Annotated in this window: 19 protein-coding genes and 1 tRNA gene; 7 read left to right on the forward strand and 13 right to left on the reverse strand. The window is 66.1% G+C overall.

Going from position 1 to position 22151, the window contains the following annotated elements; translation table 11 throughout:
- Positions 1–24: 24 nt before the first annotated feature.
- The 3 genes from P6166_RS04250 to P6166_RS04260 form a co-directional block, all read right to left on the reverse strand.
- Positions 25–498 carry a response regulator gene (locus P6166_RS04250; protein ID WP_277763280.1) on the reverse strand — a complete coding sequence of 158 codons (474 nt, stop codon included), beginning with the start codon at positions 496–498 and terminating at the stop codon, positions 25–27.
- Complete coding sequence (locus P6166_RS04255) at positions 495–2744, reverse strand: ATP-binding protein (RefSeq protein WP_277763281.1); 2250 nt, start codon at positions 2742–2744, stop codon at positions 495–497. The genes P6166_RS04250 and P6166_RS04255 overlap by 4 nt, the downstream gene beginning before the upstream one ends.
- A gap of 165 nt (positions 2745–2909) precedes the next feature.
- Complete coding sequence (locus tag P6166_RS04260) at positions 2910–3500, reverse strand: biliverdin-producing heme oxygenase (RefSeq protein WP_277763282.1); 591 nt, start codon at positions 3498–3500, stop codon at positions 2910–2912.
- A 91-nt stretch (positions 3501–3591) separates the two neighbouring features.
- Between P6166_RS04260 and P6166_RS04265 the strand changes: the two genes are divergently transcribed.
- Complete coding sequence (locus tag P6166_RS04265; RefSeq protein WP_277763283.1) at positions 3592–4209, forward strand: LysE/ArgO family amino acid transporter; 618 nt, start codon at positions 3592–3594, stop codon at positions 4207–4209.
- 19 nt (positions 4210–4228) lie between these two features.
- On the opposite strand, the gene P6166_RS04270 is transcribed toward P6166_RS04265, so the two are convergent.
- Both P6166_RS04270 and P6166_RS04275 read right to left on the reverse strand, forming a co-directional pair.
- Complete coding sequence (locus P6166_RS04270) at positions 4229–4912, reverse strand: DUF2306 domain-containing protein (RefSeq protein WP_277763284.1); 684 nt, start codon at positions 4910–4912, stop codon at positions 4229–4231.
- Positions 4913–4969: 57 nt separating this feature from the next.
- A complete protein-coding gene (locus P6166_RS04275) occupies positions 4970–5494 on the reverse strand; it encodes a GspH/FimT family pseudopilin (protein WP_277763285.1) in 525 nt (174 codons plus the stop codon).
- A gap of 150 nt (positions 5495–5644) precedes the next feature.
- Here P6166_RS04275 and uvrB point away from each other — a divergent pair, with 150 nt between their 5' ends.
- Complete coding sequence (uvrB, locus tag P6166_RS04280) at positions 5645–7663, forward strand: excinuclease ABC subunit UvrB (RefSeq protein WP_277763286.1); 2019 nt, start codon at positions 5645–5647, stop codon at positions 7661–7663.
- A gap of 99 nt (positions 7664–7762) precedes the next feature.
- Positions 7763–7837: transfer RNA gene (locus tag P6166_RS04285), tRNA-Val, on the forward strand.
- A gap of 165 nt (positions 7838–8002) precedes the next feature.
- Here P6166_RS04285 and P6166_RS04290 read toward each other — a convergent pair.
- The 6 genes from P6166_RS04290 to P6166_RS04315 form a co-directional block, all read right to left on the reverse strand.
- Positions 8003–9769, reverse strand: coding sequence for an ATP-binding protein (locus P6166_RS04290; RefSeq protein ID WP_277763287.1), 1767 nt, complete (start codon positions 9767–9769; stop codon positions 8003–8005).
- Positions 9766–10914 (reverse strand): SIR2 family protein, encoded by a 1149-nt coding sequence (locus P6166_RS04295; RefSeq protein ID WP_277763288.1) that lies wholly within the window; start codon positions 10912–10914, stop codon positions 9766–9768. The genes P6166_RS04290 and P6166_RS04295 overlap by 4 nt, the downstream gene beginning before the upstream one ends.
- Before the next feature lie 227 nt (positions 10915–11141).
- Positions 11142–11606 carry a hypothetical protein gene (locus P6166_RS04300; protein ID WP_277763289.1) on the reverse strand — a complete coding sequence of 155 codons (465 nt, stop codon included), beginning with the start codon at positions 11604–11606 and terminating at the stop codon, positions 11142–11144.
- Between the two features lie 10 nt (positions 11607–11616).
- Positions 11617–11976 (reverse strand): hypothetical protein, encoded by a 360-nt coding sequence (locus P6166_RS04305; RefSeq protein WP_277763290.1) that lies wholly within the window; start codon positions 11974–11976, stop codon positions 11617–11619.
- Between the two features lie 165 nt (positions 11977–12141).
- The gene (locus P6166_RS04310; RefSeq protein ID WP_277763291.1) at positions 12142–13041 is read right to left on the reverse strand and encodes a DUF4440 domain-containing protein; all 900 of its coding nucleotides are present in this window, start codon (positions 13039–13041) and stop codon (positions 12142–12144) included.
- 151 nt (positions 13042–13192) lie between these two features.
- On the reverse strand, positions 13193–13486 hold the full coding sequence (locus P6166_RS04315; RefSeq protein WP_277763292.1) for a hypothetical protein: 294 nt from the start codon (positions 13484–13486) through the stop codon (positions 13193–13195).
- 161 nt (positions 13487–13647) lie between these two features.
- Here P6166_RS04315 and P6166_RS04320 point away from each other — a divergent pair, with 161 nt between their 5' ends.
- From P6166_RS04320 to P6166_RS04335, 4 genes are all read left to right on the forward strand, one after another.
- Positions 13648–13959 (forward strand): hypothetical protein, encoded by a 312-nt coding sequence (locus P6166_RS04320; RefSeq protein WP_277763293.1) that lies wholly within the window; start codon positions 13648–13650, stop codon positions 13957–13959.
- Between the two features lie 80 nt (positions 13960–14039).
- Complete coding sequence (locus P6166_RS04325; RefSeq protein WP_277763294.1) at positions 14040–14417, forward strand: hypothetical protein; 378 nt, start codon at positions 14040–14042, stop codon at positions 14415–14417.
- 125 nt (positions 14418–14542) lie between these two features.
- Entirely contained in the window at positions 14543–16156 is a 1614-nt protein-coding gene (locus P6166_RS04330) for an alpha-glucosidase (protein WP_277763295.1), read from the forward strand.
- Positions 16157–16301: 145 nt separating this feature from the next.
- Positions 16302–16985, forward strand: a complete 684-nt coding sequence (locus P6166_RS04335) for a LysR substrate-binding domain-containing protein (RefSeq protein WP_277763296.1) — start codon at positions 16302–16304, stop codon at positions 16983–16985.
- 62 nt (positions 16986–17047) lie between these two features.
- Here the strand turns inward: P6166_RS04335 and P6166_RS04340 are convergent, their stop codons facing one another.
- Complete coding sequence (locus P6166_RS04340) at positions 17048–19804, reverse strand: TonB-dependent receptor (RefSeq protein WP_277763297.1); 2757 nt, start codon at positions 19802–19804, stop codon at positions 17048–17050.
- 285 nt (positions 19805–20089) lie between these two features.
- Complete coding sequence (locus tag P6166_RS04345) at positions 20090–22147, reverse strand: glycoside hydrolase family 97 protein (RefSeq protein ID WP_277763298.1); 2058 nt, start codon at positions 22145–22147, stop codon at positions 20090–20092.
- Between the last annotated feature and the right edge of the window lie 4 nt (positions 22148–22151).

A 22151-nucleotide genomic window follows, 5' to 3' on the forward strand; every position in this document is an offset into this window, starting at 1 on the left:
CGGATCGGCCCTGCGCGCTGCGTCTCAACCATTGCCGCGGACAGGCCCGGTAGCGAAGGGCCGATGGGGCGGCGGCTGGTTGGTGATGCCCCAGAACATGCCCAGACCCTGGATGGCTTCGAAGAACTCCTTGAAGTCCACCGGTTTGACGACAAAGGCGTTCACACCCAATTCGTAGCTCCTCACCAGGTCACGCTCTTCCTTCGAGGAGGTGAGCATAACGATGGGGGTGCTGCTCAGGTGGGGGTCTTTGCGGACCTCGGCGAGAACCTCTAAACCGTTCAGTTTTGGCAGCTTGAGGTCGAGCAGGACAACCACCGGGCCGCCATGCTGCGCGCCCGCGTAAGCGCCCTGGGCGCGCAGGTAGTCCAGCGCCTCGGCGCCGTCGCGCACGTGGGTGACCTCGTTGAGCAGCTGGCAGCGCGCCAGCGCGGCCAGGGTCAGTTCGGCGTCCTTGGGGTTGTCTTCCACCAGCAGGATGGGGCGCAGGTCCCTCATTGGTCGGCTCCGGGAGAAAGGGGGAGGGTGAAATAGAAGGTCGCGCCCTTGCCGAGCTCGCCCTCGGCCCACGTGCGCCCGCCGTGGCGGTCGATGATGCGGCGCACGTTGGCCAGGCCGATCCCGGTGCCTTCGTATTCGTCGGCATGGTGCAGGCGCTGGAAGACACCGAAAAGCTTGTCGACATAGCGCGGGTCGAAGCCGCAGCCGTTGTCCTTCACGTGGAAGACGTTCTCGTCGCCCACGCGGGCGTAGCCGATCTCGATCAGCGGCTCCGGCGTGTGCCGGGTGAACTTGATGGCGTTGGAGAGCAGGTTCTGCCAGACCAGACGCAGCATGGCCGGGTCCACCTCCACGCGCGGCAAGGGGGCCATGCGCCACTGGATCGAGCGGCCCGCGTACTCCATGTCCAACTTGCTGCGCACGTCTTCGGCCAGCACGCCCAGGTCCACCGACGCCAGGCCCAGGGTGGAGCGACCCATCTGGGAGAAGCTCAGCAGGTCGTCGACCAGGGTGCCGGCCGATTTGGCCGATTCGACGATGGTGGCCAGGAAGCGGCGTTCGGTATCGTCCAGGCGCTCGGCGGCCGAGGCGCCGAGCAACTCGGAATAGCCCACGATGTGGCGGAACGGCGCGCGCAGGTCGTGGCTGACCGAGTAGGAGAAGGCTTCCAGCTCCTTGTTGCTGCGCACCAGCTGTTCGTTGAGTTCGGCCATCTCCTCGGCCTTGCGCAGCACGATGTCCACGATGGCCGTGCGCAGTTCCAGCGCCGCGTCGCGATCCACCTCCTGCCAGGGCAGGGATTGCTGGCGCACCGTCTGCTTCCACGCCTCGAAGGACATGCGCGGGCTGAGCGCCTGGCCCGCGTCGCCGGCCTGCAGCTTGTGGCGCGGATCGCCGCCCCAGCGCACGGTGCGCACCACTTCCGGGCGGAACCAGAGCAGGAAGCTGTCATGCAACTGCGAGATGGAAATCGCCAGCACGCCGCTTGCCGGTCCGCAGAACGCTTCGGCCTGCGGCCACACGGCCGGCAGTTTCTCCGTCCAGAACACATCCTGGTCGCCATGCTGGGCGGTCAGCCAGTGCACCAGCGCCAGCACCTGCGATTGCTGCGGGCATTCGCCGAGCATGATGCAGGCGCCGCGATGCACGATCGCCGCGCCCCCGGCCTGCGTCAACGCGAGCAGGCTGCCGGGATCGCGCCCGAGCGCCGCCATGAAATCCTCGTCGCCGGCCATGCGCGCCAGCAGGCGCACCTGGATCGCGCGCCGCGCGACACGTTCCTCCACCGCCAGCGCACGCTCCTTGAGCGCGATCTGCAGTGAAAGGATCTGGCCGATGAACTCGCAGGCCGTGCGCACGTGGTAGGCCACGCGCCGCGGCACGCGGTTGTGGCAGGAAATCAGCCCCCACAGCTGGCCTTCGCGGATCAGCGACACCGACATCGACGCGCCGGTGCCCATGTTGCGCATGTACTGCAGGTGCACGGGCGAGACGCTGCGCAGCATGGAGGCGCTGAGGTCGGTAGGCGGGGCATCCGCCCGCGCGCCATCGCGCAGCAGCGGCACCGGGGTGTAGTCGCAGTCGGCGATCAGCCGCACGCGGTTGCGTTGGTACAGCGCACGCGCCTGGGCCGGGATATCGGACTCGGGAAAGCGCAGGTCCATGTACGACGCCAACGCCTCGTTGAGGTCCTCGGCGATGACCGTGCCGTTCCACTCGCGATCGAACTGGTACACCAGCGCGCGATCGAACTGCGACATCGCCCGGACGTGCCGGGTCGCGACCTGGCACTGCTCGGCCACGTTCGTCGCATTCTCGATCTCGACCATGAACTGGCGGATCTCCGGATACAGATCCTCCAGCGATCCCGGTTCGCCGGCGATGGGCGCTTCCATCTCCACCAGCAGGTAGTGGGCCGAACGATGCGCCAGCGCGTGATGGGGGCCCGCCTCGCCCAGCGGCAACGTGCCGAGGAAGGCCGATGTATCCGGTGCCAGGGCGGAGAGCGTGGCGTGCGAGGCGCGCAGCACGCCGCCGAGCACCGCGTCGAGCGGCTGGCCGAGCGGGTTGCCGAACTGCGCCACGACGCCCGGCTGCGCCACGGCGCACTCGATCACGACCCAGCGTTCGGGATCGACCACCAGCAGCAGGCCGTACGGCTGGATCGCACCGGGCGTGTGGATGGGCTCACGCGCGCATTGGAACAGATCCAGCGTCGGGTCCAGCAAGGGGGCGTCGGGCATTCGGAACTCCTGTTGCGGGCCGCACACCTTGCGATCGGGGCCTCGGCGCCGATTTCCGCACGGTGTGAACATCAGCGGGATACTTGCGCGCCCGCGTCGCGCATCTTGCCGCAATCGCATGGTGAATACGACCAGCGAGGGCCTTTCCGCCAAGTGATGTGAAGGTCAGGCGAATGCTTCGCGCACGTAAGCGTGAACGCGCGTGAAGGCCGCACGCGCACCGGCGACGACAAGCGCTTCCTCGGTGGCATCGAGCTCGATCGCATCGAGCGCGGCAGTGAAGTGCCGCCAGTGTGCGGCCACGCCCGCGGGGGCGGGCGCAAGGTGCGTGGCGCCGAACGACGCCGACAGGCCCAGCGCGGCAGCGAGCTTGAGAATGACCGCCGCGCCGAGCTGGGAGCCTTCGGCCACGTACAGCCATCCGAGTGCGGTGGGTAGAGGCATCCGCGCCGCCGGCACCTCGCCGGACACGCGCGGTACTTCGACGCCCAGCGCGTGAAGGTCGGCCCGCACCTGCGCCAGGCGAGCACGCGTGGCGAGTGCGGGGAGCGCGGCGTTCAGGTCTTCACGCGCGTAGAGCGGTGCGATATCCGTATGGAAGCGATGCTGCACGTGAAGGAAGCGGGCGAAGCGCGCGCGGTCCTGGAAGATGCCCCCGGCCATGATCGCCTGATCGAGCCGCGCGTGGGTCGTGCTGGTCAGGCGGCGCAGGGATTCGGCGCGCGACGTGACGGCGAGGACAAGGGGAGCGGGCATGCATTCAGCGTATCAGGATCGTGCCGGTTTGGGACTTGGCGAGCGGCGGCCAAGACGCGAGCATGGCGCGCCCTGACGACAGGTTCCTTGCATGCTGATCACCGCGTTCTTCGCCGGCTTGCTCTCCGGCGCCGGCCTCATCGTCGCCATCGGCGCACAGAATGCGTTCGTGTTGCGGCAGGGACTGCGGCGGCGCCATGTCGCCCTCGTGGTGGCGACGTGCGCGCTGGGCGACATCGGGCTGATCGCATGTGGAGTCGGCGGCATGGGCGCGCTCGTGCGCGCGTGGCCGGTGGTGCTCGACCTGTTCCGCTACGGCGGTGCGGCCTTCCTGTTCTGTTACGGCCTGCTGGCCGCCCGGCGTGCGTGGGCCGGTGGCGGCGCCCTCGCGCCGGGCACGGAAGCGGATCTGGGGTGGCGCGCCGTGTTCGCCACCTGCCTGGCCTTTACGTTCCTGAATCCCCACGTGTACCTGGACACGATGATCCTGCTCGGCAGCCTGTCCACGCGTTACCCCGGCGCCGCGCAATGGGCTTTTGCCCTCGGCGCATGCCTGGCGAGCGTCGTGTGGTTTTCGGCATTGGGCTTCGGTGCGCGGCTGTTGCTGCCGTTGTTCCGAAAGCCGGTGGCGTGGCGCGTGCTCGATGGCTTGGTGGCGGCCTTCATGCTGGTGTTGTGCGTGCTGCTGGTGACCCGGCCGCTGCAGTGAGGCAGGGCGCCGCAGTGGATCAGGACAGGGTGGCGTTGACCCGCGACCGGGCCTGCGGCGCCCATGCCGCGCCAATCAAACGGCGGCCCACCAGATAGATCACCAGCGGCAGCGCCCAGCTCACCCACAGCAAGGTGGCGATCATCGTCGGCGGCGAGGCGAGCGCCATGAGGCCGGGGACCCGGATCATCAGGCGGAACGTGACGGGAGCCAGGGTCACCAGATAGCAGCAGGTCATCGCGGGCCGATGCAGGGCGACATCGCCGCGGCGGATGGCCCGCATGCCGATCAGGGCACACGTCAGCCAGGCCAGCGCCGTACTGGCGAAGGCCACGCGGATGCCGGTCGGCGCCGGAGACGTGGCGATCAGCCCGGCCGCCCCCGTGGAGGCGACCAGCATGCCGACGAGGAACGTGCGCCCGACCCAGCGATGCCACCGCGCGCGCGTTCGCCACCAAGGCGTGAGCAACTGCACCGGCCCCAGCAGCAGGGTGATCGCGCCGCCCGCCAGGTGCGTCCATAGCCAGCCGTGCCGCTCGGCGAACAGGGCATAGGCATCGGAGCCCAGGTGGCGGTACTTGCCGTAGGCGATCAACAGGAACTCGCCGCACCACCACGCCACCGCCAGCCACAGCAGCCACGCCGCCAGGCGCAACACGCCGCGGCGCGGAGAGGCCCACCCCTGTGCCGACCTGACTTCCATGCAGCGCCTCCGGAGTCGTCGCGCGCCAGCCTACACGTAAACCCGGGCGGCTAGCGCTCACCCCTCGCAGGCCTGCCAGCCGGGCAGGCGCCGCGAACGCACGCGGCCCAGGTTGTTGACCACCACTTCGCCGCGCAGCTGGCCTGCCAGGCAGATGCGCAGGCGCAGGTTGCTGCCGGCGCTGCGGCCATCCGGCAGGAAGTGCAGGGCGCGGCGCCCCGCGCTGGAATGGAACCGCAGGGTGGCATGCCCCGGCGGTGGAAAACGGCGCAGGACGGCCTGCGGTGCTTCGGGTTGGGAAGCGCGATGCCGGCCCCCATACATGAGCCAGCCGTGGCTCCAGTCCATTGTCTCGTCGCATTCCGTGCCGCCCGCAGAGGGGCACAGGGTGACCACCTCGCGACGCGTGATGGCCGCATGGCGCGCCGTGGCGAACTGCGCCGCGACCAGGAACACCGCCCCGCTGATGCGCTGCCGCTCCAGGCTGGCCCGGAAGGCCGGGATGCCGAGCCCGAGGAGCACGGCCAGCACCGCCAGGGTGACGAGCAGTTCGAGAACGGTGAAGCCGGAAGGGCGTTGCATGGGCGGCGCTACGGGGTGAGGAAGCGCCAGTATTTCCGGCGCGCCGGTCGCCCCCTATCGGCCTACGACCCGGCGCGGCATCGGCCCGCGCCTCGCGAGCCCGTCATCCCCCCATCGCTATACTGACCAATCGTTTCCGAGGCACGTTCCATGAGCGACCGGTTCCAGCTTGTATCCCCTTACTCGCCCTCCGGCGACCAACCGCAGGCCATCGAGAAACTGGTGTCCAACTTCGAGGCTGGCCTGGCCAAGCAGACCCTGCTGGGCGTCACCGGTTCGGGCAAGACGTATACCGTGGCCAACGTGGTGCAGCAGATCCAGAAGCCCACGCTGGTGATGGCGCCGAACAAGACGCTCGCGGCCCAGTTGTACGGCGAGTTCAAGGCGTTCTTCCCGCACAACGCGGTGGAATACTTCGTCAGCTACTACGACTACTACCAGCCGGAAGCCTACGTGCCTTCGTCGGACACCTTCATCGAGAAGGACAGTTCGATCAACGAACACATCGAGCAGATGCGCCTGGCCGCGACCAAGACGCTGCTGTCCCGCCGCGATGCGCTGGTGGTGGCGACCGTCTCGGCGATCTACGGCCTGGGCGCGCCGGAGGATTACCTGTCGCTGCGGTTGATCCTTTCGGTGGGCGAGCATATCGAGCAGCGGCAGTTGATCCGCCACCTCACCGACCTGCAATACACCCGCAACGAGTTCGAACTCACCCGCGGCGCCTTCCGCGTGCGCGGCGAGGTGGTGGACGTGTTCCCGGCCGAATCGGACACCGAAGCGCTGCGTATCGAGCTGTTCGACGGCGATATCGAGAAGCTGACCCTGTTCGACCCGCTCACCGGCGAGACGCTGCGCGTGCTGCAGCGCTACACCGTTTACCCCAAGACGCACTACGCCACGACCCGCGAGCGCACGCTCAGCGCCGTGGACACCATCAAGGAAGAGCTCAAGGAGCGCCTGGAGGTGCTGTACGCGCAGAACAAGCTCGTCGAAGCGCAGCGCCTGGCGCAGCGCACGCAATTCGACCTGGAGATGATGGCCGAGGTCGGCTACTGCAACGGCATCGAGAACTACTCCCGCCACCTCACCGGCAAGGGCCCGGGCGAGCCGCCGCCGACGCTGTTCGACTACCTGCCGGCCGACGCGCTGCTGGTGATCGACGAATCGCACGTGACCATCCCGCAGATCGGCGCGATGTACAAGGGCGACCGTTCGCGCAAGGAAACGCTGGTGGAGTTCGGCTTCCGCCTGCCTTCGGCGCTGGACAACCGCCCGCTGCGCTTCGAGGAATGGGAGGCGCGTTCGCCACGCAGCATCTACGTCTCGGCAACGCCCGGGCCGTACGAGCTGCGTGAATCGGGCGAGGAGATCACCGAGCTGGTGGTGCGCCCGACCGGCCTGGTGGACCCGGAGGTGGAGATTCGGCCGGTCGGCACGCAGGTGGACGACCTGATGAGCGAATGCAACAAGCGCATCGCCATGGGTGACCGCGTGCTGGTGACCACGCTCACCAAGCGCATGGCCGAGAACCTGACCGAGTACCTGGGCGAGCACGGCATTCGCGTGCGCTACCTGCATTCGGACATCGACACGGTGGAGCGCGTGGAGATTATCCGCGACCTGCGCCTGGGCAAGTTCGACGTGCTGGTGGGCATCAACCTGCTGCGCGAGGGCCTGGACATGCCGGAAGTGTCGCTGGTGGCGATCCTGGACGCGGACAAGGAGGGCTTCCTGCGCTCGACCGGTTCGCTGATCCAGACCATCGGCCGCGCCGCGCGCAACCTGCGCGGCAAGGCGATCCTCTATGCGGACACGATGACCCGCTCGATGAAGGCGGCGATCGACGAAACCGACCGCCGCCGCCAGAAGCAGGTGGAGTACAACGAAGCGCATGGCATCGTGCCCAAATCCGTGGCGCGGCCGATTGCCGACATCCTGGAAGGCGCGCGCGAGGAGGGCGCCAGCGGGCGCGGCAAGGGCAAGGGCCGGCGCGTGGCGGTGGCCGAGGAGCCGGCGGATTACCGGGCGCTGGCGCCGGCGGAGATCGCCTCCAAGCTCAAGGCGCTGGAGCAGCAGATGTACCAGCACGCCCGCGACCTGGAGTTCGAGGAAGCGGCGCAGATCCGCGACCAGATTCAGAAGCTGAAGGCTGCCAGCCTGGCGTAAGGCGGCCCCGCGCGCGACGCCTGGCGGGCTATTGCCCTGCGTCGCGCGGCTGGGCTAGAATGCGCGCCCCGCAACGCGCAACGTGTTGCCGGGCTTACCGGGCGGTTAGCTCAGCGGTAGAGCACTACCTTGACATGGTAGGGGTCACAGGTTCGAACCCTGTACCGCCCACCATCTAAGTACCTGAGGAATCAGGGGAAAGATGGATCAGACGAAAGCCGGCCGAGAGGTCGGCTTTTTCGTAAGTGCCGTATAAGTGCGGTTCCATCGTCCGATCTTGTCTCTGCGACGGTGGCCGGGATGTCGCCAGCATGCGTCCTGACTGCGCTCAGTGGCCGGTTAGCTCCATAGAACACTGAGGTTGACGTCCTCGCTGTCTGGAGACTTGCCTCTCGCCAGTTGCTCTACCTGCATCACTAACGGGAGTTCGAAGGCGGTTCCCGTCGCCACACAACAGCCCTGGGCTAGCGTCGGAACCAGCGCGCGCGATAGTGCGTCCAACGTGCTGAGCGTGTTGTCAATGAGGAATAAATCTCGATCGTTGACCAGCCGATGTATGAAGAAGTTGTGCAGCTGGGAAACAATTGTGGGTGAGATGTCCGCCGGGCGTTGGCTGGAAACCGTCAAAAAGAAGCCAAACTTTCGTCCTTCTTTGATGATCTCCTCGAACATCTCTAGGCGATAGTCACGCCAGCTTTCGTGTTCGCGCGTGGATTGCTGCGACAGGATGTTGTGGGCCTCATCAATTATCAGGTGCGTTGTTCGCTCCGGTGGGGTCAGGGACTGAGCCTTGTGGCGTTGGTAGAAGTGTTGTGCCAACAGCAGAGGGACGACCTTCTTGATCTCTGTGTTGCAGCGCTTCAGTGAAATGACGCTTACCAAGTCGGAAGTTGAAAGAGGGTCTCGTCCAACCGCAATCACCTTTTGGAGGCCGCCCACAAGGGATTCCATTCGCTTAACCAGTGGTTGTATGTGATCGAACTGAACGAATCCGTGCTGCAACTCCCGGGTCAACTGTATGTGGACGCGGACGATTAGCTCGTCGAACGCGCTAAGTCGCGATAAATCGAGCATAAGAACGGTCTGTTCAAGTGTGGCGGCGTACTCCAGGCCGTCGGCATCGAAGTAGATGGTCCTGTTAGGGGTGCGACGGAAGAAGTTCTTCAGAGTCGCATTCCAGGATATGTCTTGCAGCGCACTTTCAACGGTAGCTGAGCCAGCTATCCTGCAAATTCTCCGCAATAGCTCTAGCGACTCTGGTCGAGGGGATGCTGAGCTAAAGACCTTCTTGAAGGTGGCCTGTGCGTAGCCGCTCAGTGAGTTGGGGAGGCCGCCAAACAGGCGGCGTCCTTCCACCAGTCTGGTTAGAAAGGGTCGTTGGGTGTTCTGGGTCGCTTGGAAGAGCAGCGAGAGCGTGTCTGAATTCCAGAACTCTTCTTGGTCGATGTAGAAGAGCGAATTGCTTGGATTCGTTGACAGGTGGTAGGACCTTTTTTGGGTCGTAAGTTGATTGCCGGTGTACTCTCCGTTGAAATCGATGATCACGAACTGGCTTTTTCCAAGGATGCTGGCTTGGCGCTCTTCGAAAAGTGTTGTGAAAAGCTTGGCTAGCGTGTTGGACTTTCCGCTGCCAGTGTTTCCGAAGATGCCGATGTGGCTGTTGAAGAGGCGGTGCCACGGTAGCCTCACCGGAAGGTCTTCCTTCAGCATTCTCCCGATGGTGAGTCCGCCGGCCTTAGATGTTTCGTAGATCTGCAGGACCCGTGCCTCGTTCAAGAGGAATGCGGCATCCTTGATCATTGGTAGGAACTTGACGCCATGTTTGAATGTGTCGCCTTCGAAGTAGCCTATGGGGCGAACTTCAATCTTGCGAATGTACTGGGTGCGATCGCCGTCTAGCTCGAACTTTTTCTCATCGAGCTGTTCCCCTTCCACGATGCACACAATGTCTTTGAATCCCCTCTGGATGGCTATGTGCTCCCGAATCGAGATGCCCTTATACCTTTGCCCTTCATGGAAGAGTGTTTCTTTATTCGATTCCTCGTCGATGCGGAGCGTTATCCTTATGCCGCTAATCGCGACTACCTCGCCGACTCTGATGCTCATGGGGTGTCTCCACCAGGAGTAGGCGCGCTATCGGGCAAAGTGGATTCAAGGGTAAAGACGGTGCGATTGAACTCGTCAAAGTTGATGTTCGACGCGCCGGGTTGAATGCATGTGACGTTCTTGAAGGCTCTGAACGTCTTTTGTACGCGCTCGTATTGGGCGCTGTCATAGCAGCAGACGAATAGCTGAAGTGACGGATTTGAGAGTGATCTTTCGACAAGATGCAAGATGTGCTCGTCAGCGAACGAGAATCCGAACGTGATAAGGATCGAGTTTGGCTTCTCGAGTTCGTAGCTAAGTAGCCTCAGCATCTGATAGTAGTGCTCGTCAAAGACCGTCTCGTGGAACTTCCACTTGGTCGGGTTCACAATTGGAAGTTGCTTGTATGTAGTCCAGAAATTTTCCAGCTTGCTCTGGGTGATTTTGGGGGTGGGGATCTCTGAGTAAGTCAATCCGTCATCCCAGAGCGAGGTGCTAAACGGCGTCAGGCTATTCATCGTCTGCTTATCGATAAGATCTGCAGTCGCTGGGTTGGAGTAATCCACCGCGATCCCGGTGCCCTCCTTTTTCCAGTAGATCGACCCGTGGAGGTGGATTAGATTGATTTGGGGGATGCTCGACTGCGTTCGGTCGAAAATTCCGGTCTGGCATAGGAATGAGTTGAAGTTTCGGGCGTTGAGGGTCTTCCTACGAAATCCTCTCGCTCCGTCGTTGAGCACGAAGTCGATTGCCGATTCTTCAATGAGAGCGTCGGCGGCATGTGCGAAGCAGCTGTCGTAGTTGGTCGTAAAGATGTTGCACCGCTTGTCAAGCGGCTTCCGACGTTGCAGAGCAGTGAGAATCGTGCGCAGTAGTGTCTTGTAGTTGTCGAGAACTCTAATCTTGTCCTCGCTCTTTACATTGGCTGGGTCATAGAGCTGCGCGGGTCGAACGCACCGTGTGTAGTAGTACATAAACAGTGGGATGTAGCGCGCGTCTGATGCAGCTTCAAATGCGGTGGCGAGCGACTCAATCGTCATCTTCTCGCCGAAGTCGTCCCTTACCTGCAGCGACAGGGTCGGGAACAATCCGGCGGATGCGCCGGAGCCAATTAGGAAATTGACATTCTTATCGTAGATATCTGGAATGTTGATTTTGCTAGCCATCGCGCGCGTCCCCCTTCGGCCGAGTCGAGGCGACGTGTTTCCGCTTCTGGCATGCCATGGCAGTCGGGCATGGCCAGATCCGTGGCCCCTTGTGGGCGAACTTTATAACCCGTGAGGCCATTGGAGGAAGAGGGGGGCGGTCACCGGCGCGAGGCCTCTAGGATCTGCAGGGAGCCGGCCCAGGCTGCAGGTGTTCTTGGGGACACCGCCTGCTGGTCCCTTCGCAATCAGCTCGCCAGCAGTACCTCCGGATTGACGTCGGCGCGCCGGGCGATGCGGACGCCGACGGCAGCTGCTTGGCGGATGATGCGCTCCTCCTGGCGTTCGAGCTCGCCGAACTTGGCTTCCATCTTTCCGCGCTCCTTGTCATCAGCGATGGTCACACCACCGGCATAGGCGGCTTTGATCTCGGTAGTTAGCAGCCCGATGACCTGCTCCGGAAATAGCTTGCAAAGTAGCGCGTAGGCGCCGTTGGCGCCCTGAGGCGTCGGGTTGACCAGGTGGCTGCGCTCCTGATCGAGGAAGTGGTGGGCAGGGAAGTCGACGTCGGCGGCGAAGGCGTAGACGCTCGCCTCAGCGCGCTGTAGCGCGGCCGCCTTCGGCAGTACGCCATTCTCCTGCTCTTGCAGCTGTTCCTTAAGCGCGGCGATCTGGCTGCGCAGGCGGCTCACGTCTTTGTTGAAGTCGGGCATGAGGCGCGCCTCAGTGGTTCTCAAAGCCCCAGGCCACCAGCGTGCTGCGCATGTGCTGCTGGGCGGCTTGGAAGGCGGCAGCGTCGCCGCGGTTCTCCTCGTGGTCGCGCTTTGCCTTCTCCACGATCTCGAGCATGGCGTCGATGGCGGCGACCTGCTGGCGTGCTGCCTCGGTCTTGGCCTTGACCGCCGCATCGACGCTGCCGCGCGAGTTGTAGCGGCGTTCGCCGGGCATGATGTGCGGCTGGCTACCGTCGAAGTAGTTGGCCAGATCCTGGATCTCCTGTTCCAGCGAGCGGCGGTGACGGCGAAGGTCGTTGGCGCGTTCGGTCAGCGCGCGCGACGCGCCGTAGTAGGCGACGCTCAGCACGCGCAAGCGTTCGGGGTGCAGGAGAGATACGGGCTTCCCGCGCGTCCGACGTGGTCGATCTCGGTTCAAATAGACAGATCGCAAAAAAGCGCCGGGATGTTGAATTTTTCCCACCGCCATGCGGAAGGCCCGCTTGCCGATGAGCTTCGTTCTGCCCGGCGCCACTCAATCGTGATTCACCGCCTGCCGAAACAACTTCAACGTCCCATCGCCATCCCGCTTCCAAAGATTCAGGCTTTTCCCCTCCACCACACCATGCGTATCGCCCGCCCGCCAGGCGACGCGGTAAAGGCCTTCCTCCAACGCAAGGTCGCGGCCCTGCAGCGGGTAAAGCTTGCCGCTGCGTAGCGCCAGCGATTCGATCGTCACGTCGCCGGGCCGCTCATGCGCCACGAAGTAATCGCGGATCTGCGTCATGCCCAGGAGCATCGGCGTGTAGTACGTGAGGTACGCCGCGTCCGGCATGAACAGCTCGGCGTGTTCGGCGCCGCGCCGCGCCGTCACCAGTTCGCCGATGATCCGGTTGCGCCCGGTGATTTCCTGGAGCAGTGCGGCGTCGGCCGGCGATGCGGTCACCTCCGGGGCCGTGGCCGCATTGAGCCTGGGCCATATCGCGGGATCGAACGGTGCGTCCGTTCCCCACAGCTCGCAGATCAGTCGCGGCTGCGGCGAGGCCAGGTCCCATAACGCCATGAACTTGCCGTTGAACGTGGTACGCCCCGCATCTGCCTGCGAGAACGCCAGCGCATAGTGGCCGATCTGCACCGCATGCTGCCCATATACGGTCACGTCGTGGGAAGTGCGTTGGTAATCCTCCACCCGCACCGCATCGAACAGCGCGGCGTAGTACTGGCCGATGTTCGACGCGCCGCGGCGCACCTGGCTGTGTTCCGGCATGAGGGTGGCGTCGGGCGTATACCGGCGAGCGAGTGCCGCGGCGTCGGCGGTTCGCCAGTCCGCGGCGATGCCGGCATTGGCGTCTTGCAGCCGCTGCGCGACGGTGGCGGCCTCGGTGCCGGCGGCGGCACCAGAAAAGGACAACAGGACCAACAGGAGCCACTTCATGGTGGACCTCGTGCGGTGTCGGGAATGGCCGATCCGGCGCACTCTAACCCCAAATCGGCGGGGTGCGCCACGCGCCTCGGCCGAGCGGGCCGAGGGGTTCCGTCGCCTGCTGGTGGGGGAGCTTCCGGGCCTCCGGCGGACGCGAGCCGAGTCAGGCGGCTCGCTGCGCCGCGCGCAGCAGGTCCTCCCAGCAGTCGTGCGCGATTCCGCGCAGTTCCTCATCGGTAGCGTGCAGCGCGGGCTGGCGGGCCAACTCTCGCGTGAGTTGCCGCCACATCCGTCCCGCTTGCCCGGGATGCGCGCGATACGCCGCGCACGCCGCAAGCAGAATCGGCACGACCTGCCGTTCGAAATGCAGGTGCTGGTACGGCCCCAGCGCGTGGGTGGCGCGCCATGCCGGCAGTGCGTATTCCAGGGGGTCGGGAGGGCAGGTGGGGAAGGGCATGGCGTACACCGCGCATGGGCCTTCCACGTTAGGCTTCGCGGCGGCAAACGCCATGGGCCACGTTGTCGCACCCGTTCGCGCGTTCTTGACGCCGGCGCCCGCAGGGTAATGGCGTCGGCCGCCACGCCGCCGCGGGTCCGCGAAAGGAAAAGTCCGCTTCCATGCCGATGATCGAACGCTGGCGTCACCAACTGTCCGCAGGCCTGGCCCGTGCGGACCTCGAGCGCCTCACCCTGCACGACGCGGCCGAGCTGCTGCGACGCCTGGTGCCGTCGTACGCGGAATTCCGCCGCGTGGTGCCGGACATGTCGGCGGTGCACTGGTACGAGGACCCCGAGCTGGCCATTGCCGATGGCATCTGGCGGGCCACCCATCGTCCTTACGATCCGCAGTGGCCGCTGTTCAAGGCCATTGGCCGGCCGGTGGTCAACGAGGATGGGCTGTGGTCGGTCGGGAGCGCGCGCCGGCGCTGACCGTGGCGGGCGCACTTGACGGCGGACGTCGGCTGCCGCCGAATGCGCGCGGACGCCCCGTCCGGCCCCGGAGTTGCCGCATGCAGATCCGTTCCGCCTTCCGTGTTCGTTCGTTGCTGCCCATATGCGCCGCCATCGGCGTGCTGGCCGGCTGCCAGCGCCAGGCCCCGGAGGCGCTGGCCTCCGCCGCCACGCCCGCCGAGGCCAAGGCGTTCTCCTGGCCCGCGTCGCTCAAGCCCATCGGCGATGGCTTCCCGCGCTCGGGCGATGCGTGCCGCCGGCTGGGCGAATCACCCGCGGTATCGGCTTACCTGGACCACACCTCGGTGCTGGTCGGTTGCCCCGGTCCGGCCGATGCGGCACCGGCGGCGGCGTTGTTGTCCGGTGGGCAGGGCAAGTTGATCAGCAGCATCGACGGCGTCACCGTCATCGCGCTCCCACCCAACGCCGCGTTGTGATGCACGTCCTCCTCGCTTGAATACGTATGCATCCCGGCCCTGTGCCGGGACGCCGACGCTAAGCTAGCCGGGTTCGTTCGAGGCCCCGTTTTTCTGGGGGCTTTCAAAGCCCGGAGGGGGGCTCGATGTCGAAGACTCCATGGTGGCGGGGTGCCGTCATCTATCAGATTTATCCGCGCAGCTTCCTGGATGCGAATGGCGATGGCGTGGGCGACCTGCCCGGCATCATCGAGCGCCTGGACCACATCGCCGCGCTCGGCGTGGACGCCATCTGGGTGTCGCCGTTCTTCAAGTCGCCGATGGCCGATTTCGGCTACGACATTGCCGACTACCGCGATGTCGATCCGCTGTTCGGCACGCTGGACGATTTCGATCGCCTGCTCGCCAAGGCGCACGCGCTGGGCCTGAAAGTGATGATCGACCAGGTGCTCAGCCATACCTCCATCGAGCATGCCTGGTTCCGCGAGAGCCGGCAGGACCGCACCAACCCCAAGGCCGACTGGTACGTCTGGGCCGACCCGCGCGAGGACGGCACCGCGCCGAACAACTGGATGTCGCTGTTCGGTGGCGTGGCCTGGCAATGGGAGCCGCGGCGCGAGCAGTATTTCCTGCACAACTTCCTGGCCAGCCAGCCGGACCTGAACTTCCACAACCCGCAGGTGCAGCAGGCCACGCTGGACAACGTGCGCTTCTGGCTGGACCGCGGCGTGGACGGCTTCCGCCTGGACGCCATCAACTTCTGCTTCCACGACGCCCAGCTGCGCGACAACCCGCCCAAGCCGGCGGACAAGCGGGTCGGCCGCGGTTTCAGCCCGGACAACCCGTACGCCTACCAGTACCACTACTACAACAACACCCAGCCGGAGAACCTGGCGTTCCTGGAGCGCCTGCGCGCGCTGCTGGACCAGTACCCCGGCGCGGTGAGCCTGGGCGAGATTTCCTCGGAGGATTCGCTGGCCACCACCGCCGAGTACACCACCGCCGGCCGCCTGCACATGGGCTACAGCTTCGAGCTGCTGGTGGACGATTTCAGCGCGGCTTACATCCGCCAGACCGTCTCGCGCCTGGAAGCGGCGATGACCGAGGGCTGGCCATGCTGGGCGATCTCCAACCACGACGTGGAGCGCGCGGTGACGCGCTGGGGCGGCCACCCGGCCAATCCGCGCCTGGCGCGCCTGCTGGTGGCGATGCTGTGTTCGCTGCGCGGCTCCATCTGCCTCTACCAGGGCGAGGAGCTGGGCCTGGGCGAGGCCGACGTGCCGTTCGAGGCGCTGCAGGACCCCTACGGCATCACCTTCTGGCCCAACTTCAAGGGCCGCGATGGCTGCCGCACGCCGATGCCGTGGAACGACGGCCCGCAGGCCGGCTTCACCACCGGCACGCCGTGGCTGCCGATTCCCGACGAGCACAAGGCGATGTCGGTGGCGGGGCAGACGCATGACCCCGCCTCGGTGCTCAGCGCGTTCCGCCAGTTCCTGACCTGGCGGCGCACCATGCCGGTGCTGGTGGAGGGCGCGATCCGCTTCCACGACAGCGCCGAACCGGTGCTGCTGTTCGAACGCCAGCTGGGCGATGAAGTGCTGCTGCTGGCCTTCAACCTCTCGGCCGAACCGGCCCAGGTCGCCCTGCCGTCGGGCGCATGGCATCAGGTCCATGTGCCGGGCCCGGACACGGGCGAGGCACGCGACGGCCTCGTCCACCTGCCGGGCCATGCGATGTACTGCGCCAAGCGCGGCTGACCCCGCGCCGCGCGCCCGCGGCGTTACCATCCGGCTTCCCCCCTGACCGGGCCAGGCCGGCGTGAAAATCGGCGCTCCTTCCCCTGCGGCCGCTTCCGGCAACACGCGCGGCCCTCAAGGCGATGCGACGGCGCGCCCGGGGCCGGTGGGCCAGGCGCCGGCGCGGTTGAACCTCACCGCGCCGCCCAGCCTGGGCATGGGCTGGCTCGCGCCGCGCCTGGATGGCTTCCATCGCCAGCACCCGCACCTGTCCATCGAACTGGAAATGTCGCGCGACGTGCGCGATCTGTCGTCTGGCCAATTCGATGCGGCCATCCGCGCCGGGCATGGCCACTGGCGTGGGTTGCACGCGGCCCGGTTGTTCCCGTGCATCTTCATGCCGCTGTGCGCGCCGCCGCTGCGCCGCGCCGCCGGCGCGATCGAAGACCCCGGCCAGCCGCTCGACCTGCCGCTGCTGGGCAGGCCCGACTGGTGGCGCCTGTGGTATCGCGCACGCGGATTTCCGCTGGCGGATCTCTCCGGGAAGCTCGGCGCGCGCCTGCCGGAAACGCACCTGGACGTCGCCGCGGCGGTGGCGGGGCAGGGCGTGGCGATCGCCTCGCCGCTGGTGTTCGAGCGCGAATTGCGCGCCGGCCTGCTGGTGCCGGCACATACGTTCGTCGCCTCCGATGGGCGCGCGTTCTGGTTCGCCGCGCCGGTCAAGCGTTGCCAGCACGACAAGATCGCGCGGCTGCGAAGGTGGCTCGAGGCCGAAGCGGCCGCCACCCGGCAACACGCCCGGCCGTTTCTTTCCCGCGTGGTGGCCTGCCCACCGGCGCTGGGCGACTGAGCAAAAGAAAAAGGCCCGCTGCCGAAGCAGCGGGCCCTTCCTTTCTGCACCTTTGGGAGGGATCAGAACTTGTACGTCACGCCCATCAGGTAGGTACGGCCCCACTCGATGTATTCCAGCGGGCGATCCTTCTGCCCGGCGTAGGTGCGGTACGGCGCGTTGGTGAGGTTGCTCACCTGCAGCAGGATGCTCAGGCCTTCCAGCGAATCGCCGAAGCTGTAGCTGACCTGCGCGTCGGTGACGCTCTCGCCGACCACGTAACGCAGCGTGCGGTTGCCGTTGAAGTTGCCGATCTCGCCGATGAAGTCCGAACGACGGCGCTGGCTCACGCGGGCCTCGAAGCCCTTGTTCTCGTAGTAGGCGGTGAAGTTGTACACGCGGTCGGACAGGCCCGGCAGGCTGATCTCGCCGCTGCCCACGCTGGAGGCGCTCTCCGGATCGCGGATCTTCACGTCGCTGTCGTTGAACGTCGCGCTGGCCTGCACGCCGAAGCCGCGCAGCGGCGACCACAGCATGTCCAGCGGCAGCGAGGCAGTCAGTTCCAGGCCGCGCAGCGTGCCGCCGTTGCCGTTCTCCGGCGCGGTGAACGTGCCGATGGTCTGCGCCGGCGCGCCGCCCGGCGGCGGGACGTAATCGGCCACGAACGAGGAGAAATCGTAGTTGTCGCGGCTCTGCGTGTAGATGTAGCTCTTCAGGTCCTTGTAGAACACCGCGGCGGCCACATAGGCCTTTTCGCCGAAATACTTCTCGTAGGAGAGGTCCAGCGCGTTGGCGCGCCACGGGTCGAGCAGCGGGTTGCCGCCGCTGGCGCCGGGCTTGCCGGTGGCCGTATCCACGCCGAATTCCAGCGAGGCGCGCATCTGGTCCACGCGCGGGCGCGCGACCTGCTTAGCGGCGGCGAAGCGCAGCGTCTGGTCGTGCGGGAAGCCGAACACCAGGTTCATGCTCGGCAGCCAGTCGTTGTAGGTCTTGCCCGCTTCGTACGGCTGCACTTCGTTGCCGGCCGGCTGGGTGCCGTCCCAGTAGTTGGCCTGGGAGGACTGGTCGGTGTGCTGCATCTGCACGCCGATGTTGCCGCGCAGGGTGACGTTCTCGCCCAGCTCGGTATCCAGGTTGGCCTTCAGCCAGGCGGTGGTGATCTTCTCGTTCACCGTCCAGGCCTTCGACACCAGGTAGGACAGGTCGTCCACCGGCTCGAAGATCATGTAGCGGCCCACGGCGGCCGGCACGTTCCAGGCCGGGATATAGCCCACGCCGGCGAAGCCGAGGTTGACCGGGCTGTACTGCAGGTCGCTGGCGATGGCGGTGTCGCCCTGGGCGCCGAGCAGGATGTTGCCTTCCGGCTGTTCCTTGTGCTTTTCGCGGTCGGCGTAGTTCACGCCCACGTCCAGGTCCGAGAACCAGCCCAGCTGCATCGGGAAGCTGGCCTGCAGGCGCGCGCCCTTGAGGCGGTCTTCCACGCTGGGCACCTTGCCGTAGCCGGAGCCGTAGATGGTGTTGGTCAGGTAGAGCGTGCTCGGGTCGGAATAGTCGCGGCCCGGCACCAGCTGCGAGAAGTCGTTGCTGCGATAGGTCAGGCCGACCGTATCGAGTTGCGGCATCGGAGTCAGCTGGGTGTTGTTCTCCAGGTTCAGCTCTTCGCGGGTGGCCTTGGAGTAGCTGACGTCGGCGTTGAAGCGGATGCCCGAATCGGTGGTGAATTCGTTGTTCCAGCCAAACGCGTCGATCTTGTCCTCGCGCTTGTTGTACATGCCGCGCACCAGCGGGTACACGCCGCTGGCGGTGCCGCCGGTCATGGTGCCGTTGTCGTTGACCTGCACGCCGGTGACGTTCAGGCCCGGGGTGTAGCCGCCGTTGTAGTTGCTGAGGTTGACCTCGAACTGGTTGGCGGTGTCGATCTGCTCGGCCTTGGTGTGGAAGGCGTCCAGCGTGCTGGTCCAGGCGTTGGACGGGCGGAACTGCACGGTGGCCATGAAGGCGTCGCGCTTGGCGTTGCCGGTGCGGCGCAGGGCCTTGATGCCATCCGAGTAGTAGGTGCCCGCCGGCACGCCGGGGCGGTAGCCCTGGTCGGTGTTCTCGGTGCTCCACGGCTCGTACAGGCCGACCTGGTTTTCCTGGATCGGCGTGTCGGTGTGCGCGTAGCCGATCGAGATGCCCCAGGTCTTGTCGGCGAACTGGTCGATGTAGCTGGCGTTGAAGCGGTTGCCGTTGGCGTCGACGTTGGCCGCCTTGCCCAGCGAGTTGTTCTGGAAGTGCCCGCCGACAGTGATCACGCGCTCGCTGAAGCTCAGCGGTCGCACGGTCTGCATGTCGATGGTGCCCGACAGGCCCTGGCCGACCAGGCCGGCATCCGGGGTCTTGTATACGGTGACGCCGTTCATCAGCTCGGCCGGGTACTGGTCGAACTCGACGCTGCGGTTGTCGCCGGTGCTGACGACCTCGCGGCCGTTGAGCAGGGTGGTGGCGAAGTCGGGCGACAGGCCGCGCACGCTGATCACCTGCGCGCGACCGGCCACGCGCTGGGCCGACAGGCCCGGCAGGCGCGACAGCGATTCGGCGATGGAGATGTCCGGCAGCTTGCCGATGTCCTCGGCCGAGATCGCCTCGACCACCGAGGTGGAATCGCGCTTGACCGCGATGGCGCTCTCGATGCCGCGGCGGATGCCGGTGACCTCGACGGTATCCAGGTTGGTGACATCGCTCGACGGTGTGGCCTGCGTGTCTTCGGCGGCCGGATCGGCCGATTGCGCGGCGGCCATCATGGGCATCATGGCGGCGGCCAGCGCGATGCTCAGCGCGCTGTGCTTGTGGTTCAACATTTTCCCCTCCCAGGCAATGTTGTCATTTCGAATTGTGTCGCCCCCGCGAGCGGGTAGCGCGTCGCAACCAGGGCGGTGCGCGACTGTGGGTAATGGTAGGCAGTGTGCTGCGCGTATGAATATTTCTGCATACGTATTCAATGCGGGTCATCGCGCTGGAATCGATTCCAAGCGGCGCGGCTATGCCAGCGGCGGGCGCGTGCAGCGTTTCCAATGTAGGAGCGGCTTCAGCCGCGACCGCCATGTGGCAGGTCGCGGCTGAAGCCGCTCCTACAGATGCGGTGGCTACGGCAAAGGAATGAAACGCACGGCCTCGCCGCCGCCGGGCGCCAGCTTCAGTTCCAGCGTATCGCCGCTGCGGACTTCGCGCGTCTCGCGCACGAACGCGAAGGGATTCGTGCGGAAATCCGCGCCGTCGCCATCGCGGTATATCTCCGCGCGATAGCGAACGCCCGGTTCCAGGAAGGAAAGGGATACCGGCAGCACGCGGCCGTACTCGTCGGTGATGCTGCCCAGGAACCAGTCGCGGCTGTGCCGGTCCTTGCGCGCGATGGTGACGTAGTCACCCACCTCGCCGTCCAGCACGCGGGTGTCGTCCCAATCCACGGCCACGTCCTCGATGAAGCGGAAGGCGTCGCGGTGCTGTTCGTAGCGCTCGGGCAGGTCGGCCGCCATCTGCAGCGGGCTGTACAGGGTCACGTACAGCGCCAGCTGGCGGGCGAGGGTGCTGGGGATCTTCTGCCCGTTGCGGCCCACCAGGCTGACGATGCCCGGGGTGTAGTCCATCGGCCCGGCCAACAGCCGGGTGAATACGAGGTTGACCTCGTGCTCGGGCGGGTTGGGCGGCTGGCCCCAGGCGTTGTATTCCATGCCGCGCGCACCTTCGCGCGACATCCAGTTGGGATACGTGCGGCGCAGGCCGGTGTCCTTGATCGGCTCGTGCGCGTTGACCGCGATATGCCGCGCCGCGGCTTCCTCCACCACTTTGAGGTGGTGCTCGGCCATGAACTGGCCGTCGTGCCATTCGCGCCACGGCGCGCCACCGGCCGGGTTGCGTCGTTCCACCTGGCCGTCGTCGCACACGTAGCCCGTCTTGACCGCATCCACGCCCAGGCGCGCATACAGGTCCAGCGCGGCGCCGAGTTGGTCCTCGTAGTGGTCGATCGCGCAGCCGGTCTCGTGGTGGCCGATCAGGTGCACGCCCTTGCGCGCGCCATACGCCGAGAGCGCTTCGATGTCGAAATCCGGCGTGGGTCGGGTGAAGTCGAAGCCGTTGCCGTTGCCGACCCAATCACCGTTCCAGCCCGGGTTCCAGCCTTCCACCAGCACGCCGCGGAAGCCGTGCGCGGCGGCGAAGTCGATATAGCGCTTGGTGTTCTTCGTGGTGGCCGCGTGCCTGGGACCGGTGGCCCAGGTCTCCTGGTTCAGGTGCATCGACCACCACACGCCGATGTACTTGGCCGGGTGCACCCAGCTGACATCGCCGAGCTTGTTGGGCTCGTTGAGGTTGAGGATCAGGCTGGATTCGACCAGGCCGCCGGCGCGGTCGCTGATCTGCAGCGTGCGCCAGGGCGTGTCGAAGGGCAGGGTGCGCCGCACCTTCCAGCCCTCGGCGGCCGGCGAGAGCTGCGCGCGCAGGCGCTGGCCCTCGGTGCGGCGCAGCCACATGCCGGCGTAGTCCACCAGCGCGGCCTCGTGGATCGATACGTGCAGCCCGTCGTGGCTGCGCAGGGTGATCGGCGTGTGCGCCAGCGGCACTTCGTCCAGCGGCGTGCGGCGATACAGGTATTCATAGTGGATCGGCTCGCCGGCGGGGATCCACCAGGCGGTCGATTCGGGGGCGATGTCGAACTCGGTCAGCTCGTCGTCGATGATTGCCTCGCGCATTCCCGGCTGCTCCGGGAAGCGGTAGCGGAAGCCGAGGCCGTCGTCGTAGACGCGGAACACCACGTCCAGCCGCCGCTTGGCGCCGCCGCGTTCGGCCAGGTGCACCACCAGTTCGTTGTAGTGGTTGCGCACGAAGCGGCGCTCGCCCCAGGGTTGTTCCCAGGTGTCGTCGACGCTGCGGGTTTCCTGCGCCAGGGCGGCCAGGTCGCGATCCAGGCGGCCGTCCCGCAACTGGAACCCCAGCTTGGAGCGGCCCACCACCGGCTCGCCGAAGCGCTCGACGCGGTAGCTGGGTTGCCCCCCGTCCAGTTCGAAGGCCACGCGCAGCACCTTGCCGGGCGATTCGACGCTGGCCACGGTGGCCGGTTCGGCATGCAGCGAGGCGATGCCGCAGGCCGCGGCGCACAGGACCAGCAGGATGCGCGGCACGCGCCGCAACAGGAACAACGACGGCATTTCC

The organism is Stenotrophomonas sp. HITSZ_GD (assembly GCF_029543105.1).
Classification (GTDB): domain Bacteria; phylum Pseudomonadota; class Gammaproteobacteria; order Xanthomonadales; family Xanthomonadaceae; genus Stenotrophomonas_A.